The organism is Bifidobacterium sp. SKU (genome assembly GCF_026016405.1).
In the GTDB taxonomy this organism is placed as follows: domain Bacteria; phylum Actinomycetota; class Actinomycetes; order Actinomycetales; family Bifidobacteriaceae; genus Bifidobacterium; species Bifidobacterium bifidum.
In genome coordinates this window covers 836,310-853,908 of record NZ_CP092890.1, presented here as the reverse complement: position 1 = coordinate 853,908, position 17,599 = coordinate 836,310, and the positions used below count along the sequence as shown (strand labels likewise).

Sequence of the window (17,599 nt, the reverse complement as noted above, 5' to 3'; positions counted from 1 at the left end):
GCAGAAAACGTGGAATCTGTATCTGCGAGTTTTGAGAGCGTCCTTCGACAATCACCCCAGCAATTCGGCCACCGAGTCCAGCACGACGCGCACGTTATGCGCGAATTCGTCCGGTTCGGGCAGCAGCGATATGGCCAGATAGCCGTTCGAGGCCATGTCGAAGAAATAGCCGGGCTGGCCGGAGACGCCATGCGCGTCAATCATGTGCAGCACCAGCTCGTTCTCATCGATGACGCCCGGCACGCGCAGCAGCACGTTCCAGCCGCCCTCGGCCCGCAGCACGGAGACGACGCCGAGCGGGTCGGACTCCAGCATGCGGTGCAGTGCCCTGAGATTGCCCTGCACCCGGCCGCGCACGAGGTCGGTCTGGACCTTCGCCGCCTCCAACAGGTCCGGGATGCGGGAGGCGATGATGTCGCTCATCGGCAGGTAGTCGTCGGCGATGACATCCAGCCGACGCATGGCCTCGCGAACGTCCGTCTCAGGCCCCGACACCTGAATCCAGCCGACCTTGGCATGGGGCGCGGCGAGCATCTTCGAGAACCCGTCCAACGCGAACGTCAGCGCCCCCGCCTCGCCGGCGAGCCGTGCATTGCCGGGGAACGGCTCCAGCGCGTAATCGTAGAACACCTCGTCGGCGATGATGGCGACACCGCGCTCGCGGCACAGGCCGACGAGCTGCTCGCGCTCCCCCGCCTTGACGTAGGACCCGGTCGGATTGTTGGGATTGATGAGCACCAAAGCGCGTATACGCGCCCCCTGCGGCCCGTCCAGCAGCGCGCGCAACTCGGCGACGTCGATGTACCATGACCCGTCGAAACGCAGCTGGTATTCGATAGTGTCGACGCATTCCAGGCGGGCGATGGATTCGATCAGCGGATACCCCGGCTTGGGGGCGAGCACCGCATCGCCCGCGTCACACAGCAGCTTCATGAGCCACGAGTACGCCTGTGACGTGGAACTCAGCAGATAGAGGCGATCCGGATCCGCCGCCGGCGCGGTGCCGGCACCTTCGGCGCCCCGGTGAAGCTCGGTCAGGAAGGAGGCCAGCGCCTCCCGTGCGGGCCGCGGGCCTCTCGGGTCGGCGGTGTACGTGCCCGGCACCAGTGCCGGTGCAAGTCCGTGACGTGTGGGATTGGAATCGTTGAGCTTGCCCAGGGGCATGCCTTCGCACCGGCAATGTGTCTCGGCTGCGGCTATGGGATTGGGCTCGCTCAGATCTACTCGGGAAGAAAAACGCACGCCACTACCCTACCGCGACCATGCGTCCTGCATTGCCGGGACGATGGTCGGCCAAGGTGTGGCGTGCGAATGTATGTGTCTGTGTCCTCTGCGCTACTTGGTGCTGGCGTAGTAGGCGGCACCGATGATGCCGGCCTCGTTGCGCAGCTTCGCGGGGACGATCGGCGTATCGATGTCGATGAACGGCACGAAGTTGTCGCTCTTGCGGCTCACGCCACCACCGATGACGATCAGCGAGGGGCTGAAGTACTTTTCGATCAGGCTGTAGTACTTGGTCAGACGCTTGGCCCACTTCTTGTAGCTGAGCTCCTTGCGCTCGCGCACCGCGGAGGATGCGTAGCGCTCGGCGTCGCCCTTGCCGCCCTCCAACTCGATGTGGCCGAGCTCGGTGTTCGGGATGAGCACGCCGTCATAGATCAGCGCCGTGCCGATGCCGGTACCGAGCGTGGTCACGACGACCAGACCCTCCTGACCCTTGGCCGCGCCGAACTGCTGTTCCGCCAAGCCGGCGGCATCGGCGTCATTGACGACCGTGACCGGACGGCCGCACTCCTCGGACAGCGCCTCGGTGATGTCGACGCCTACCCACGACTGGTCGAGGTTGGCGATCCAATTCAGCTTCTGGCCGGGCTTGACCGGAGCGGGGAAAGAGATGCCGACCGGAGCCGTCTCCGGAACCTCGAAATGTTCGAGCTGCTTGCGCAGCACCGATCCGATCGCCTGCGGGGTGGACTCGGACGGGGTGAGGATCTTCAGCCTGGGCTCGGCGAACTCCCCCTTGTTCAGGTCGACCGGAGCGGCCTTGATACCGGATCCGCCGATATCCACGCCAAACGCTTGAGCGGTATCAATCATCATGACCTCCTGTTGGACGGTGTGCGACACGCACGTCATAGTGGCTGTACGCGAAATTGTATAACGAAATCGTGTCGAAATGGGCAATTGCGCCGGTATGCAGCGCAAAAACCGGCACAACGTAGTGGATGGGGCCACCTACGCGCATGGATACCTCATGTTCGCTATGTGGGCAACGTTACGTCAATCATCCAGACCCCGGCGTATACATGGTCAAGCAAGTTTCAGGGAAGGTGCAATTCCTTACTGGCGGTGACCTGCGGAGCCGGGATTCATAACGGCGGCCGCGGCAGCCCGCGACCCGCGCAAGCGGCTGATCCGGTGGAAATCCGGAGCCAACGGTCAAAGTCCGGATGGAAGAAACGGAGCTCACCATGAGTGTATCTTCGCAACCCAATTCAGCCGATTCGTCGAACGCGGCCAAGCCGACGCGCCCGGATTTGGCGCATTCGACCGGCGTCGCCGATTCCGGCCGCTGGTCGACCCGCCGCATCGCCATGTACGCGCTGTTCGTGGCGCTGGCGATGGCGACCAGCTTCATCTCGTTCCCGATCCTGCCGAACCCGGCGTTCTCGTTCCTCAAATACGACCCGTCCGGCATCGTGTGCCTGATCGCCGGCTTCGCGTACGGCCCGGCCGCAGCCGCGATCGTCAGTGTGCTCGGCTTCGTACCGCACGTGTTCATGGACCCGTGGGGCACGCTGATGGCCGTGCTGGTGGCCTTGACGCTGTCGGTGCCGGCGGCGCTCATCTATCGCCACGTGCACACGCGCAAGGGCGCTGTCATCGGTTTGGTCGTCGGTGCCCTGCTGGCCTTGGTCGCGGCCATCGCCGGCAATCTGGTCATCACGCCGATCTACACCGGCTGGCCGGTCTCCGAGGTGGCGGCCATCATCGTTCCCGCACTGCTGCCGTTCAACCTGATCAAGTTCGTGATTCACGGCGTGGTCACGTTCCTGGTGTACAAGCCGATTTCGAACCTGCTGAATCGCTGACATGACGCGGCGCGAAGTCGCCGCCTAGGGCAGCCCGCCAAAAGGGTCATCGCACGAGGCTTATTTCCGACAGTCCGGGTGATGACCTCTCTGGCGGGCTGCATCCGTCAGCGGTGACAATGGCCTCTATGATATGGATTGACCACGATGTTTTGTGAATGGATGATATGAACAGCATGGTTCCCGCCGCACGACTTGAGCATGTGCGATTCAGCTATGACAACGGCGTCACATGGGTGCTTGACGGCATCGACCTGACCATCCGCAGCGGGGAGCGGCTGTGTCTGGTGGGCCCCAACGGCTCCGGCAAATCCACCCTGGCGCGTCTGATCGCCGGTCTCGCCGCCCCGGACGGCGGCGATGTGACGCTGCTGGGCCATCATGTCTTCGACGGCGAGACCGCTTCAGCGAATCCGAGCGAATACCGCGATGCCCGGCATGGCATCGGCACGGTGTTCCAGAATCCGGAGGATCAGATCGTCACCACCATCGTCGAGGATGATGTGGCATTCGGCCCGGAAAACCTCGGCGTGGCTCGGGACGACATCGGCGGGCGCATCGACGAATCCCTGCAATCGGTGGATATGGCGGGGTTCCGCCACGCGGATCCGACGCGCATGAGCGGCGGCCAGCAGCAGCGTATCGCCATCGCCGGAATGCTGGCGATGGACCCGCGCATGCTGGTGCTCGACGAACCGACCGCAATGCTGGATCCCGACGCGCGGATCGAGGTGATGCGCATCCTCGACATGCTGCAACGGCGTGGCACGACGATCGTGCTGGTCACGCATCATCATGACGAGACCATGCACGCTGACCGCGTACTTCGCATAGACGGCGGGCTGCTCACGCAGGTCGAAGCCGACAGGGACGCGATTGCGGCGAAGCAAGTGATTGCGCGGAGCCACGCTGACGCGACTGACGCTGCGGGCTCCACGGAGTCGGCAGCTGAGGAGCCCGGAGGCTCCACCGCGGCCGCGTCGCCCGCGCAACCAACGAAATCCGGACAACCCGTAAAACCGGCGTCTACCAAGTCGGACGCATCATCCATTCCACCTACAGGCTCAGCATCCGACGCCATCGCAGTAGCCGGCCTGTCATATCGTTATGACGATGGCGACGCCCCGGTTTTCGAGAATCTTTCTCTGCGCGTCGCCGAAGGCGAAATCGTGGCGCTGATGGGTTCCAACGGCGCCGGCAAGACCACGCTCGCACGTCTGCTGTGCGCCTTGGACCGCCCGTCCGCCGGATCGATCACCGTGGCCGGATTGCCGGTCGCGTCGTCGAAACACGGGAAACGGCCTCGCGCACTCACCCGAAAAGAACGCGCGGCCCTGCGGCGCAACGTCGGCTATGTCATGCAGCATCCGGAGCGTCAGCTGTTCGCTGACACCGTCGCCGAGGATGTGGCGTACGGCCCACGCAACCAGCATCTGAGCGAGTTGGAGGTGGCCACCCGCGTAGAGGAGGCGCTGCGGATGCTGCATATCGAGCATCTCGCCGACCGTTCTCCGTTCAACCTGTCGGGCGGGCAGCAGCGGCTCGTCGCCATCGCGGGCGTCATCGCATGCCGCCCTCGTGTGCTCATCATGGACGAGCCGACCGCCAGTCTGGACGAATCGGCGGTCTCCCGTATCCACGCGCTGCTGGGTTCCCTGAAAAGTCAGGGCGTGGCGGTGCTCATCATCACGCATTCCATCGACGAGGCCGAGCACTGCGCGGACCGCATCATCACCATGGGATCGCATAATGGCGACGGCGAAGGCGATGGTTGCGGCACCGGAGACGACGGAGACACCAGCGTCGGCGACGCCACCGAGTCTTCCACGAACGCCGGCAAAGCCGGCATCGAGTCCATTGAAGACGAATCCAGGAACCGTCCGTCATTCGTAGCGTCCCTGGATCCGCGCGCGAAGATGGTGACGTTCCTGACGTTGATGTTCACCGCATTCGTCATCACCAGGCCGGCGCAGCTGGCGATGGGCGCCGTCCTGACCGCATGCGTCGTGGCGGCCGCCCGGCTGCATCCGCTGCGTTTGCTGTCTTCCGTGCGCGTGTTCCTGATCGTATTCGCGGTGATGGGCCTGGTGAACATGTTCTTCGCCCGCTCCGGCGAGACGCTTGCGCATATCGGCCCGCTGCCGATCACCACCGGCGGGCTCATGGTCGCGGTGCTGTATTCGTGCCGTCTCGCGCTGGTGATCATCCTGGGTGCCGTGTTCCTTGCGACGACGACCCCCACCGCGATGACGGATGCGTTCGGCTCCCTGCTGTTGCCGTTCAGAAAGATCGGCTGGCACACGCAGGAAGTGGCTCTGGTGATGAGTCTTGCGCTGCGGTTCCTGCCGACGCTCAGCGACGAGACCAAGGCGATCATCGACGCGCAATCGGCCCGCGGCGGCACGATCGAGACCGGTTCGCCGGCCACTCGTGTCAAAGCGCTGTTCGCCATCATCGTGCCGATCCTTGTGGCGGCGCTGCGTCACGCGGATAATCTCAGTCTGGCGCTTGACGCGCGCTGCTACGAGGAAGGCATCCACCGCACCCATTGGAGAGTGATGCGCGCGCGCCGACGCGATCTAATGGTCGCAGCCGCGTGCGTCGCCTACGTCGTCGCGCTGCTGGCGGTGGGATGGCTCTGACCTGAACCATCCCCGGAGCGGGAGTCAGCGCTCGGCAGCCGTTCTCGACGCACGGATACGGAACGCGCAGGCAAGCGAGCAGATCGCGATCAGGCAGATCACCGTCATCGTCGCGAACATCCACGTGCCGCCCACGGCCGTGGCGTGACGGAACGCGGCACTCCCCTTTTCGGCCGAGCCAGCGCCCGCCTGAGCCACGCCGAGAATCATCGAAAACAGTGCGGTGCCGACGGCACCGCCGAACTGCAATGCGGTATTGAACACGGCATTGCCATCCGGCATGAACGCGTGGTCGATGCCGCTCAGCGCACTGGTCATGATGTTGGAGAATCCCAGCGCATAGCACAGCCCGAAAATGAAGTAGAAGCCGGCGAGCAGCGCAGGCGTCAACCGCATGGAGAATGCCAGCAGCAGGATCGGTCCGAACGTGGCCACCGAAATCGCCGAAAGAATCGGCTTCGTCGGGCCGAATTTGTCGTACAGCATGCCTCCGACGGGCGCGAAGAACGCACCGACCAGAGCGCCCGGCAGCACGAGGACGCCGGCGTGGAACGCGCTGGTGCCAAGCGACATCTGGGCCAGATTGGTGATGACGTATCCGAATCCGATGCCGACGATCGGCAGAATCAGGTACGCGAGTAGATGAAGCTGGACGACACGGTCTCGTAGCCACCCCAGACGAATCAGCGGCGAGAACGAGCGGCTGGATGACCAGCCGAAGAACACCAGGGAGCCCACACCGACGACCAGGCTCACGACGGTGATGATGACGGGACGTGTCGCCGAAGAGCCGTTGACCGCAGCGCTGACCGCGACGCCCATCTGGTTGAGCGCCAAGATCATGCCGCTCAGGGCGAGCACTATCGCCACGAACTGCACTGGGTTGAGCCGCGCGTCCTCGGTGGGGCGTTTCTGCTCGATGCAGTGCAGTCCGAGCGGCAGGGAGACCAACAGCACGATCGGAATGGCGATGACGAAGATGGCACGCCACGGCAAAACACTCGACACTGCGCCGCCGACGGTGGGGCCGATGGCCGGGGCGACCGTGATCACCAGCGAACCTACGCCCATGAGGCGGCCGACCTTGCTGCGGGGCGACTGTTCGAGGATGATGTTCATCATCAGCGGCGTCGCCACGCCCGAGCCGATGCCTTGGATCACGCGGGCGAGCAGGATGACCGGGAAGGTGTGGCCGACGATCATGATCGCCGAACCGGTCACGGCAAGGACCACAGCTGCGATGAACAGGGATTTCAGCCGGAAACGGCGGTTCAGGAACGACGACAGCGGCATCGTGGCCGCGACCACCAGCAGATACACGGTGGTGATCCATTGCACGGTGGCGGTGTTCACGCCGAATTCGGTCATGAGTTCCGGGAACAGCACGGTCATCACCGTTTCGGTGAGGATGCCGATGAATGCCAGCGAGCCCACGGCGACGATGGCGCCGATCAGACGCTTGGGGATGCGCTCCTGCGAGGTTGAGGTCATGTGATGAAATCCATTCAGACCGACGCCAGTTGTTTCCGGACTGCCCTTACGATACCCACACTGCGTCAGGCCACATTACAGTTTAACGGATTGCCGGACGAGGGCGGAGTGGCAGTTGCGATGAACTACTCCCAGCCTCGCTACCGCTCGGCAACCCCGCCGGGCGGGGCGATTTATCCGTTCTGCTCTTTGGACTCGGTATAGCCGTCCGGCGCGGTTTCACTGTGCAGGATGGAGCGGACTTTGTCCAAACGCTGGCTGACCTCGTGCTCGTATCCGCGGTCGTTGGGATGATAGTACTCGCGGCCGCGCAGCTCCTCGGGCAGGTATTCCTGCGGCGCGACGGCACCCGGCCAGTCGTGCGCGTACCGATAGCCGTCATGGTTGCCCCAGCTTTTCATCAACGCGGTCGGCGCGTTGCGCAGGTATAGCGGCACTTGGCCGATGAGCCCGGCGTCCACGTCGGCGAGCGCCTGGTTGATGGCGTTGTAGCTGGCGTTCGATTTGGGTGCGGTGGCGACGGCGATGGTCGCCTCGGCGAGGATGATGCGCGCTTCGGGCATGCCGATCATCGCGACGGCCTGTGCGGCGGCGACGGTGACCTGCAGTATCTGCGGCGCGGCCATGCCGACCTCCTCGCTGGCGGCGATCATGATGCGACGGGCGATGAACCGCGGATCCTCGCCCGCTCGCAGCATGCGTGCGAGGTAGTGTATCGCGGCATCCGGGTCGGAGCCGCGCATCGATTTGATGAATGCGGAGATGACGTCGTAATGGTCGTCGCCGTCCTTGTCGTAGCGCACGGTGGCGGCGTCCATGACCTGCGAGACCACATCCGGCGTGATGGTCGGGCGCCGCGCGCCTTTTTTGCGGGCCTTGTCTCCGGTGACGGCACCTGCAGCGGCTTCGAGGATCGTCAGCGTCTTGCGGGCGTCACCGCCGGCCATGCGGATGATCTCGTTGACCGCCGCATCGTCGATTTTGACTTCGCCGTTCAATCCGCGCTTGTCTTCCACCGCGCGTGCGATGAGCGTGGCGAGATCGGACGGTTCCAACGATTCGAGTTTGACGACGACGGAACGTGACAGCAATGGTTTGATGACGGAGAAGCTCGGATTCTCGGTGGTCGCGCCGATGAAGGTGACGTCACGGTTCTCGACGGCGGGCAGCAGCGCGTCCTGCTGCGATTTGGAGAAACGATGCACCTCGTCGATGAACAGGACTGTCTCCGTGCCGTCGCCGACGAGTCTGCGCCGCGCGCGGGCGAGCACGTCGCGCACGTCCTTCACCCCCGATGTCACCGCCGACAGCTCCTCGAACGCGCGCCCCGACTGACGGGCGACGATGGTCGCCAGCGTGGTCTTGCCCACGCCGGGAGGTCCGAACATGATGATGGAGCTCGGCGCGGTCAGCGACCCCTTGGACGAGGGATTCGCCAGACGCCGCAATGGGGAGCCCTTCCCCAGCACATGGGACTGCCCCAACACCTCGTCGACCGTCCGAGGCCGCATGCGCACGGCCAACGGTCGCGTCATATCGTCGGGCACATCCGCCGCCCCGAACAGATCATTCTCAGTCATGCCTACACTCTACAACACGGTATCGAACATAGGTTCGATACCGGACAGACCACCCCCAGTCGCTTCGCGCCAGCCCCCGCCGGCGGGTGCTGGCGGCGTCAGTCGTTGGTGACGGCGTAGTCGAAGAAGACGACTTCGCCGCTGGATTGCGTCGCGTCCAGGTCGATGGTGCCGGTGATGGCCCAGTCGTGGTCGCCGTCGGAGTCGTCGATGATCTGGCGCACGTGCCAGCTGTGCTCATCGTTCTCGTGCTTCTCGTCGAGCATGAACAGCTCGGCCGAACGCGCCTTGGCGTCGGTGTTCACGTACTCGTGTTCGTCGTAGAAGTCGTCGAGCGCGTCCTCCCACTCATGCACGCCGTAGCCCCACTCCTTGTCGAGAGCGCCGAGCGCCTCGGGCTTGTCAAGGTCCATGAGCTGCACGCGGTGGAACAGCGCGTTGCGGATCAGCACGGTGAGCCCGCGCCGGTCCTCCACCACCGCGGCCTTCGCGCCCGGCGCGGCCAGACTGGCGGCCGCCTGCGAGGCATCATCGGACGCGCCGGCGTTCTCCCATTCATCCACCAGACTGGAGTCGATCGAACGCACGACCACGCGCAGCCATGAGATCACGTCGCGCAGCTGATCGTCGAGCTTGTCGTCCGGTACGGTGCGGGCGAGCGCCCGGTAGGCGTCGGACAGGTAGCGCAACAGCGTGCCCTCCGAGCGGGCGATGTTGTACCGCGAGATGTATCCGGTGAAGTCGGAGGCGGTCTCGACCATGTCGCGTACCACGGATTTGGGGCTCAGCCAGTAGTCGTTCGCCCACGGCACGTCGTGCCGGTACTGATCGAACGCCGCGTCAAGCATGTCCTCCAGCGGCTTGGGATAGGTGATCTCCTGCAGCCTGTCCATGCGCTCGTCGTATTCGAGCCCGTCTTCCTTCATCCGGATCATCGCGGCGTCGCGCGCCTGCCGCTCCTGCGCGCGCAGCACCTGCTTGGGGTCTTCGAGTGTGGCCTCGACCATGGAAATCACGTCAAGCGCGTACATGTCGGATTCAGGGTCGAGCAGTTCCAGCGCGGCGAGCAGGAACGGGCTGAGCGGCTGGTCGAGCGCGAAATCGTCGGGCATGTCCACGTCGAGGAAGTAGTCGAGCCCACCGTCGTCGCGCTCTTCGGTCTCGATCACCTTCGTGTCGAACAGGGTCTGGAATATCTCGTCGGCACGTTCACGCAGATGCTCCTTCTGGTCCGGCGTCTGCGCGGAGTCGTCGATCAGCTCGTCGACGCGCCGGCGCGCGTCACCGCCCTGCGTGACCTCGTTGAGCACCATCGAATGAGTGATCTTCATGTGCGGGACGAGTGTTTCCGGCGCGGCGTCAATCAACTTGTCAAACGTGCTCTGGTTCCACGTGACAAACCCTTCCGGCGCCTTCTTGCGCTTGACTTTCTTGAGTTTCTTCGGATCGTTCCCAGCCTTGGCGACGGCCTTGGCGTTTTCGATCTCGTATTCGGGCGCCTCGGCGACGACCAGTCCCTCCGTGTCGAAGCCCATGCGGCCGGCGCGGCCGGCGATCTGATGGAACTCGCGGGCGCGCAGGCGACGCATCTTGGTGCCGTCGAACTTCGTCAGCGCGGTCAGCACGACCGAATGGATCGGCACGTTGATGCCGACTCCCAGCGTATCGGTGCCGCAGATGACCGGCAACAGCCCCTGCTGCGCAAGCTGCTCGACGAGACGACGATATCGCGGCAGCATGCCGGCATGGTGGATGCCGACGCCGGTACGCAACAGCCGTTGCAGTATCTTGCCGAACGCGGTCGTGAACTTCACGCCCTTGATGGCCTCGGCGATGGCCTGTCGCTGCTCCTTGCTGGACACGCCGGTCGAGGCGAGCGACTGCGCGGTGTCGAGCGCCGCATCCTGTGAGAAATGCACGACGTAGATCGGCATCTCGCCCTTGCGGAACGCCAGTTCGACGGTCTTCTCCAGCGGATCGAGCGTGTACTCGTAAGTGAGCGGCACCGGGCGCGGCGCGTCGGCGATCACGTCCACGTCAGTGTCGGTCATGTCCTCCAGCTTGTCGGCGATCGCGTCGACGTTGCCGAGTGTGGCGCTCATCAGCAGGAACTGCGTGTCCGGCAGCGTCAGCAGCGGCACCTGCCACGCCCAGCCGCGCTCCGAGTCGCCGTAATAGTGGAACTCGTCCATGGCCACGCAGCCGATGTCCGCGCGACGCCCCTCGCGCAGCGCCTGGTTGGCGAGGATCTCGGCCGTGCAGCAGATGATCGGCGCATCGGCGTTGATATGCGTGTCTCCGGTGATCATGCCGACGTTGTCGCGGCCGAACACCTCGACCAGATCGAAGAACTTCTCCGAGACCAGCGCCTTGATCGGCGCGGTGTAATAGGAGCGCCGCCCGGTGCACAGCGCGGCGAAGTGCATGCCAAGCGCCACCAGCGACTTTCCGGAGCCGGTCGGCGTGTTGAGGATCACATGGTCGCCTGCCAGCAGGTCCATGATGGCCTCTTCCTGATGAGGCCACGGCTCGACGCCCTTGACGTCGGCCACCCAGCCGAAGAACCGCTCGTAGATCTCGTCCGTGTCGATGTTGCGCTCGCCCTCGTCCCACGCGGGCGCCAGCGCCCCCAGCGAACCATAATGTTCTGTATCTGCCATAGTGGTTCCCAGTCTACACGCCGGCGCAGCTCGCGGAATCGACCGGCGGGCGCAAGTTCACCCCAGCAGCCGCCGAACCTCGTCCGGATCGACGTCCGGGTCGAGTCCCGGCCATGTCATGTTCATGTTCTTCAATGTGGTGCGCAGCAGCTCGGAGACCACGGCCCTCGAGTACCAGCGGTTGTCGGCGGGCACCAGATACCACGGCGCAGTCTGCGTGCTGGTCTTCTCGAACACCTCCTGCCACGCGCCCATATAGTCGTCCCAGCGTTCGCGCGCGTCCAGGTCGGACATGTCAAACTTCCAGTATTTGGTCGGGTCGTTGAGACGCCCGAGAAAATGCCTCTTCTGCTCCTCCTGGCTCACGACGAGGAAGATCTTGAGAATCGCGCAGCCGTCGGCCGCCAGCGAACGCTCGAACTCATTGACCAGATCGTACCGGCCGCACCATTCGGCCTCGGGATACGTGCCGTACACATGCGGCATGACGATGTCCTCGTAATGCGAGCGGTCGAACACCGCGATCCACCCGTTCTTTGGCAGCTCGCGTTCCACCCGCCACAGGAAGCCGTGCCGCGCCTCCTCGTCGGTCGGCTTGCCGAAACCGTGATAGTGGATGCCCATCGGGTCGCCCTGCCGGAACACGTGGCGCACGATGCCGCCCTTGCCGGAGGCGTCCATGCCCTGCAGCACGATGAGCAGCCGGCGGCGCGAGCCCTTGACGCCGTTCGCATACAGCAGCCGTTGATATCGGGCGATCTCCGATGAGCTGAGCGTGATGAACCGTTCAGCGTCATCCCTGCCGCCTGGGAAGCCGGGTGTGGAGTCTCCGGCGACATCGTCGATATGCACACCGTGATGGAACATGAGACGCTGCGCGGGCGGCAGCGACCATACAGCGCTGAGCAGCTCACTGGATTTGGCGGCGTTCGCGAGTCGTTCAGCCACCGTCGTGCTCGATTCGATGGTTTCGATGCGGTTCGTGGCGAGCCGCAGTACCTTGTCGATGCGTTTGTCCGTTTTCTCGGACTTCGCTCCTTTGCCCGACTTGTCCGGCTTATCTGTCTTGTCCGATTTTCCGTCGCCTTTGGCCATGCCCCGATTGTACGTCCCATGCGCCGCCTTGTGAAGCATTTCCGCGGCGGAATATCGAACGGCCGGACCGGCGCATCCCCTGTCGGGGAGTGCCGGCCCGGCCGTTATCGGGTCAGGCTGCGGGACGCTGTCCGCGTATTCCTACGCGGACCGTAATCTACCGGGTCATTACGCGTCGTCTTCAGCGTTCTTCTGCTCGGCATCGCCCTCATCTCCACCCTGCGGATCGGGATGGGCCTCGTCGAAGCCCTGCTCATAGCGCGTGCGCTGCCAGTTGTGGATCGAGGCGTTGCTGCCGCGATGGTGCGCGTGGTATGTGAGCGGCGTGCCGCGCAAGGGGCGCTCCTCGACCTCCTTGGCGACGGCGATCTGGTTGACGTTGGACGGATCCATGATCGCGATCGGCGGAACTGGTTCCGGTTCGGCCGGCGCCGCGGTGCGCTGCTGCATGCGCGACGGCAGCCATTCGGCCAGACGCGACAGCAGCCAGCAGACGATGAAGTACACGACCGCGGCCACGACCAGCGTCTGCAGGATGTTGAAGTACATCGAGCCGAGACGGCGCGACTCCTGCAGCAGATCGGTGTACATGATGATCGATCCGAGCGCGGTATCCTTGAGCACCACGACCAGCTGCGTGACGGCGGCCGGCAACATCGCGTAGACGGCCTGCGGCACCTCGATCTGCATCAGCGACTGCGTCTCGGTCAGTCCCAGTGCGAGCGACGCCTCACGCTGCCCGTTCGGTAGGTTGCCGACGCCGGAACGCACCAGCTCGGCGACCACGGAGCCGTTATACAGCACCAGGGCCAGCACCACCGCCCAGTAGGACGGGCTGGACAGTCCCGCGAACGCGAACCAGCGCCAGAAGAAGATCATCAGCAGCAGTACCGGCACCGCGCGGCAGAACTCCACGACGACCGACGAGATCGCCCGCAGCACCACGTTCGGCAGCAGTCGGCCGACGCCGAACACCAGGCCGAACACCACGGAGCCGACAACGGCGACGATGGACGCCTTGACCGTCATCCACAGGCCGGGAAGATAGAAATCAGTCCACGCCTCACGCTCCAGCGCGGGCTTCCACAGCTCCCAGCTCAGCTGGTTCTCGCCGTCCGGCGGGTTGTGCAGGCGCATCAGGATCAGCACCAGCACGCCGACAAAGATCAGCGCGGCGACCCAGTTGACGATGCGGATGGTGCGGCGTCCCTTGGGACCGGGCTGGTCGAACAATACGGAATTGGAAGTATCAGCCATGTCGTCACCTCCGCACGGCGAGCTTGTTGGACAGGTACGTGGTCAGCATGCCGATCGGGATGATGAGAATCACATAGCCGAACGCGAAGATCAGGAAGATCTGCACGATCACGTCCGGGTGGAATTCGATCATCGTGCTCATCAGCGACGACGTCTCCGTGGCCACCGACGCGGCCGCGGCCACCGTGGAGTTCTTCAGCAACGCGATCAGCGTATTGCCGAGAGGCGCGACCGAGCCGCGGAACGCCTGCGGCAGGATGATCTGCGTGGCCGACTGCATGAAGCCCAATCCGAGCGCACGAGCCGCCTCGGCCTGGCCGATCGGCACGGTGTTGATGCCTGAACGCAGCGACTCGCACACGAACGCCGCGGTGTACAGGCTCAGTCCCGTCACCGCCAGCCAGAAGAAGTTCGTGACGAACGTGTCGGAGAACGTGAGCTTGAGCTGCGCGTAGGCGCCCAGCACCATGAACACCATGATGATGGTCAGCGGCAGGTTCTTGAACAGTTCCACGTAGGCTCCGGCGACGGTGCGCAGCGAGGATATCGGCGAGATGCGCATCATGACCAGCACCACGCCGAGAATCAGCGAGAACAGCGCCGACCACAGCGTCAGTTCGATGTTGACCAGGAACGCGGCGGGAACGTTGTATTCGCTGAACAGTTGGATGAATCCGTCCATGCTACTTCTCCCCCTCGGTCGGTTTCGGCGGGTTGTACTCCGCGTTCGGCGTGTACGACGTGCCCTCGGTGTTGTCGGCGATGGCGCGCTCCCAGGAACCGTCCTTGATCATCTCGGCGATGGCGGCGTTGATCTTCTTGGCGAGCGCCGTGTCGCCCTTCTTGATGCCCACGCCGTAGTATTCCTGCGTGAACGGCTTGCCGACGACGCGCAGCTTGCCGCGCGAGGCGGAGGCGAGGCCGGCGAGGATGATGTCGTCGGTGGTGACCGCGTCCACGATGCCGGAGAACAGCGCCGTGGCGCATTCCGCATAGCCGGGCTGCTCCATGAGCTGCACTTCGGAGGCGAACTTCTCCTTGACTGTGGCGGCCGAAGTGGAACCGGTGACCGAGCACAGGCGCTTGCCGTTGAGGTCTTCGGGGCCGTTGATGGAATGGTCGTCCTTGCGCACGAGCAGGTCCTGCCCGGCCACGAAGTACGGGCCGGCGAAGGAGACCGCGTTCTTGCGCTCGTCGGTGATCGAGTAGGTGGCGAGGATCATGTCGACGTCGCCGTTCTGCAGCATGGCCTCACGCTGCTTGGAGGGGGCTTCCTTCCAGACGATCTCGTCTTCGGAATAGCCGAGCTTCTTGGCGACGTACTTGGCCACGTCCACGTCGAAGCCGACGTATGTTCCGGATTTCTTGAAGCCGAGGCCGGGCTGGTCGAACTTGATGCCGATGCGTATCTTGCCGCTTTCGTCGGCGCCGCACGCGGCCAGCGACATCGTGCATGCCACGGCGGCGAGCGCCGCGAGCGCGCGGCGGGCGATGCGCCTGATGCGAGTGTTGAATACCGTCATATGCGTCACGACCAATCAGTGCGTGAGGATCTTCGACAGGAAGTCCTTGGCGCGTTCGGTCTTCGGATGGCCGAAGAACTCGTCGGGCGTGTTCTCCTCAAGGATCTGCCCGTCGGCCATGAACACGATGCGGTCGGCCGCCTTGCGCGCGAAGCCCATCTCGTGGGTGACGCAGATCATCGTCATGCCTTCTCGCGCGAGCTCGACCATCACGTCCAGCACCTCGTTGACCATTTCGGGGTCGAGCGCGGAGGTCGGCTCGTCGAACAGCATGACCTTCGGGCGCATGGCGAGCGCGCGGGCGATGGCCACGCGCTGCTGCTGGCCGCCGGACAGCTGGGAGGGCATCTTGGACGCCTGCGAGTCGACGCCGACACGGGTCAGCAGATCCATGGCGAGACGCTCGGCTTCCTTCTTGTCCATGTGGCGCACCTTGATGGGCGCGAGGGTAACGTTTTCAAGGATCGTCTTGTTGGCGAACAGGTTGAACGACTGGAACACCATGCCGACTTCGGCGCGCAGCTGCGCGAGCTGTCTGCCCTCCTGGGGCAGCGCCTTGCCGTCGATGCGGATGTCGCCCGACTCGATGGTCTCCAGGCGGTTGATGGTGCGGCACATCGTCGACTTGCCGGAGCCGGACGGCCCCACGACGACGAGCACTTCGCCTTTGTTAACGGTCAGGTTGATGTCTTTCAATACGTGGAGGTCGCCGAAGTACTTTTCCACGTGAGTCAGTTCGACGAGAGGTCGTCCTGTGGGTTCATTGCCCGGTACCAGCGGCACCACGGGGAGTATTGCTTCTTGTTTTTCTGACATATTGAGCAGTATAAACTATTGAAGGCACAAGAAGTTCACGTTCTCGTCCAATATGCGACTCACCTGTGCGACTCGCCCGCGGCCGCGCGGCGTCTTACTGCCGGGGCTTGCCCAGACCGGGGACGAATCGGACGCCGGGAATATCGGCGAAGATCGAGCCGTCGGCCACCAGTTTGGACGGGCGGATGCCGGAGCCGAGATACAGCTTGGGAATCGACAGCACATGCTGGTCGACGAGCAGCGGCCAGTCATCGGGCAGTCCGATCGGCGACATGCCGCCCGACTCCATGCCGGTCGCCTCGACGGCCGCGTCAATCGGCGCGAAACTGACCTTGGACACCTCCAGCGTGTGCTTGACCACGCCGTTGAGGTCGGCGTGCGTGTCCGCGGTGACGAAAGCCGCGGCGAATTCGGGCGGCGCCTTGCGGATCTTGTGCGTGTGCACGACCGAATCTCCAACGATCTCGCCTACGCGGTCATGCGTATCGATCATGACCTCGACGCAGGGCTGCTGGAGGAAGCGGAAGCACAATCGTTGCGCTCTATCGTCATGCGGGCGCTGCATGACACGCATGACGTCATCAACATGCCGGATCGACATGGCAGCGGCTTCGATCGGTACCGGCGGCTGGGGGTGGTCACCGTAAACAGACGCACGATGTTCAAGCCGTATTCGACTCAGTACAATGCACGAAACACGCGCACGGCCTCCGACCGAGCGGCGACGTCGAGCTTGACCTTCGCGTGCCGCACCACCACGGACACCGTCGAATCCGCTATTCCCAGGCGCTCCGCAATCTCCGCCGTCGAATAGTTGTCGGCATACAGACCCAACACCTCACGCTCCCGCTTCGACAGTGTCCGGGACCGTCGCGCCGATGCCGATACTATCGACCCATGTGCCTGTTCCGTGGTCGGGAAACCCGGGAACGGCCGTACCAGGACATTCCGCATGGCTTCGGCGAGTTCCTTCGGCGTCACGCTTTTGGCAATCAACCCCTGGGAGCCCGCATCGATCGCCAGCTGACGGTAATGATCCAACGAATACGATGTGATGCCAAGTACCACGATGTCGGCTGATGCAGCACGAACACGCCGGCAGATCTCGGGACCGGGAATGTCGGTCAGCGGCATATCCAGCATGGGCAATGCGAACCGGTCGTTATCCACGATTCCAATGGTGATCACGATCCCATTGTGCCCTGCCCGACCTCATCGCCCATCATCAAATGGTCGACATGGCATGCATCTGATGTGCTTTGGCCGTCATTGCGTTCCTAAGTGCGCGCCGAAACGACGACCGCGCGCACTTAAGAACGCAAACCGGGCCATTTGCGTCGCTATGTGCGCGCACTTGTCGTTTCGGCGCGCACTTAGGAACGCAAAACAGCAGTTCGGCAATCCTCACGGGTAGCAGGGTGCGGACAACTGCGAAAAAACGGC

At 63.9% G+C, this 17,599-nt stretch carries 14 protein-coding genes and 1 riboswitch; of the genes, 2 read left to right on the top strand and 12 right to left on the bottom strand.

The genetic code is table 11. From position 1 onward, the window contains the following. Positions 1 to 51: 51 nt before the first annotated feature. Both MMB49_RS03570 and ppgK read right to left on the bottom strand, forming a co-directional pair. Positions 52 to 1,242 carry a pyridoxal phosphate-dependent aminotransferase gene (locus MMB49_RS03570; RefSeq protein ID WP_047271827.1) on the bottom strand — a complete coding sequence of 397 codons (1,191 nt, stop codon included), beginning with the start codon at positions 1,240 to 1,242 and terminating at the stop codon, positions 52 to 54. 93 nt (positions 1,243 to 1,335) lie between these two features. Then, positions 1,336 to 2,097, bottom strand: a complete 762-nt coding sequence (gene ppgK / locus MMB49_RS03565) for a polyphosphate--glucose phosphotransferase (protein WP_013389734.1) — start codon at positions 2,095 to 2,097, stop codon at positions 1,336 to 1,338. A 216-nt stretch (positions 2,098 to 2,313) separates the two neighbouring features. After that, a riboswitch (FMN riboswitch) is annotated at positions 2,314 to 2,466 on the top strand. 5 nt (positions 2,467 to 2,471) lie between these two features. Here ppgK and MMB49_RS03560 point away from each other — a divergent pair. Beyond that, complete coding sequence (locus MMB49_RS03560) at positions 2,472 to 3,092, top strand: ECF transporter S component (RefSeq protein ID WP_003812575.1); 621 nt, start codon at positions 2,472 to 2,474, stop codon at positions 3,090 to 3,092. Between the two features lie 176 nt (positions 3,093 to 3,268). Continuing rightward, complete coding sequence (locus MMB49_RS03555; protein ID WP_052773311.1) at positions 3,269 to 5,734, top strand: energy-coupling factor transporter ATPase; 2,466 nt, start codon at positions 3,269 to 3,271, stop codon at positions 5,732 to 5,734. 24 nt (positions 5,735 to 5,758) lie between these two features. On the opposite strand, the gene MMB49_RS03550 is transcribed toward MMB49_RS03555, so the two are convergent. The 10 genes from MMB49_RS03550 to MMB49_RS03505 all read right to left on the bottom strand — a co-directional run bounded on the left by MMB49_RS03550 (position 5,759) and on the right by MMB49_RS03505 (position 17,344). Further along, a complete protein-coding gene (locus MMB49_RS03550; protein ID WP_017143319.1) occupies positions 5,759 to 7,225 on the bottom strand; it encodes an MDR family MFS transporter in 1,467 nt (488 codons plus the stop codon). A 173-nt stretch (positions 7,226 to 7,398) separates the two neighbouring features. Next, positions 7,399 to 8,805: a replication-associated recombination protein A gene (locus MMB49_RS03545; RefSeq protein ID WP_022174192.1), complete on the bottom strand. Its 1,407-nt coding sequence runs from the start codon at positions 8,803 to 8,805 to the stop codon at positions 7,399 to 7,401. A 98-nt stretch (positions 8,806 to 8,903) separates the two neighbouring features. Then, positions 8,904 to 11,465: a DEAD/DEAH box helicase gene (locus MMB49_RS03540; RefSeq protein WP_047271822.1), complete on the bottom strand. Its 2,562-nt coding sequence runs from the start codon at positions 11,463 to 11,465 to the stop codon at positions 8,904 to 8,906. A 57-nt stretch (positions 11,466 to 11,522) separates the two neighbouring features. Continuing rightward, a complete protein-coding gene (locus MMB49_RS03535) occupies positions 11,523 to 12,560 on the bottom strand; it encodes a PPK2 family polyphosphate kinase (RefSeq protein WP_003812567.1) in 1,038 nt (345 codons plus the stop codon). Positions 12,561 to 12,728: 168 nt separating this feature from the next. Further along, positions 12,729 to 13,817 carry an amino acid ABC transporter permease gene (locus MMB49_RS03530; RefSeq protein WP_014760077.1) on the bottom strand — a complete coding sequence of 363 codons (1,089 nt, stop codon included), beginning with the start codon at positions 13,815 to 13,817 and terminating at the stop codon, positions 12,729 to 12,731. Positions 13,818 to 13,821: 4 nt separating this feature from the next. Further along, positions 13,822 to 14,499, bottom strand: a complete 678-nt coding sequence (locus MMB49_RS03525) for an amino acid ABC transporter permease (protein WP_003816367.1) — start codon at positions 14,497 to 14,499, stop codon at positions 13,822 to 13,824. A gap of 1 nt (position 14,500) precedes the next feature. Beyond that, positions 14,501 to 15,340 (bottom strand): glutamate ABC transporter substrate-binding protein, encoded by an 840-nt coding sequence (locus MMB49_RS03520; protein ID WP_047272045.1) that lies wholly within the window; start codon positions 15,338 to 15,340, stop codon positions 14,501 to 14,503. 15 nt (positions 15,341 to 15,355) lie between these two features. Beyond that, positions 15,356 to 16,156 carry an amino acid ABC transporter ATP-binding protein gene (locus MMB49_RS03515; protein ID WP_014760075.1) on the bottom strand — a complete coding sequence of 267 codons (801 nt, stop codon included), beginning with the start codon at positions 16,154 to 16,156 and terminating at the stop codon, positions 15,356 to 15,358. A gap of 94 nt (positions 16,157 to 16,250) precedes the next feature. Continuing rightward, on the bottom strand, positions 16,251 to 16,757 hold the full coding sequence (locus tag MMB49_RS03510) for a YbaK/EbsC family protein (protein WP_047271819.1): 507 nt from the start codon (positions 16,755 to 16,757) through the stop codon (positions 16,251 to 16,253). A 77-nt stretch (positions 16,758 to 16,834) separates the two neighbouring features. After that, the gene (locus MMB49_RS03505; protein WP_047271817.1) at positions 16,835 to 17,344 is read right to left on the bottom strand and encodes a response regulator transcription factor; all 510 of its coding nucleotides are present in this window, start codon (positions 17,342 to 17,344) and stop codon (positions 16,835 to 16,837) included. Positions 17,345 to 17,599: the final 255 nt, after the last annotated feature.

Excerpts from the sequence above, each read along its gene's own strand:
- ppgK (WP_013389734.1), bottom strand. The coding sequence starts at position 2,097 with ATGATTGATACCGCTCAAGCGTTTGGCGTGGATATCGGCGGATCCGGT.
- MMB49_RS03560 (WP_003812575.1), top strand. The coding sequence starts at position 2,472 with ATGAGTGTATCTTCGCAACCCAATTCAGCCGATTCGTCGAACGCGGCC.
- MMB49_RS03555 (WP_052773311.1), top strand. The coding sequence starts at position 3,269 with ATGGTTCCCGCCGCACGACTTGAGCATGTGCGATTCAGCTATGACAAC.
- MMB49_RS03550 (WP_017143319.1), bottom strand. The coding sequence starts at position 7,225 with ATGACCTCAACCTCGCAGGAGCGCATCCCCAAGCGTCTGATCGGCGCC.
- MMB49_RS03545 (WP_022174192.1), bottom strand. The coding sequence starts at position 8,805 with ATGACTGAGAATGATCTGTTCGGGGCGGCGGATGTGCCCGACGATATG.
- MMB49_RS03540 (WP_047271822.1), bottom strand. The coding sequence starts at position 11,465 with ATGGCAGATACAGAACATTATGGTTCGCTGGGGGCGCTGGCGCCCGCG.
- MMB49_RS03535 (WP_003812567.1), bottom strand. The coding sequence starts at position 12,560 with ATGGCCAAAGGCGACGGAAAATCGGACAAGACAGATAAGCCGGACAAG.
- MMB49_RS03530 (WP_014760077.1), bottom strand. The coding sequence starts at position 13,817 with ATGGCTGATACTTCCAATTCCGTATTGTTCGACCAGCCCGGTCCCAAG.
- MMB49_RS03525 (WP_003816367.1), bottom strand. The coding sequence starts at position 14,499 with ATGGACGGATTCATCCAACTGTTCAGCGAATACAACGTTCCCGCCGCG.
- MMB49_RS03520 (WP_047272045.1), bottom strand. The coding sequence starts at position 15,340 with ATGACGGTATTCAACACTCGCATCAGGCGCATCGCCCGCCGCGCGCTC.
- MMB49_RS03515 (WP_014760075.1), bottom strand. The coding sequence starts at position 16,156 with ATGTCAGAAAAACAAGAAGCAATACTCCCCGTGGTGCCGCTGGTACCG.
- MMB49_RS03510 (WP_047271819.1), bottom strand. The coding sequence starts at position 16,757 with ATGTCGATCCGGCATGTTGATGACGTCATGCGTGTCATGCAGCGCCCG.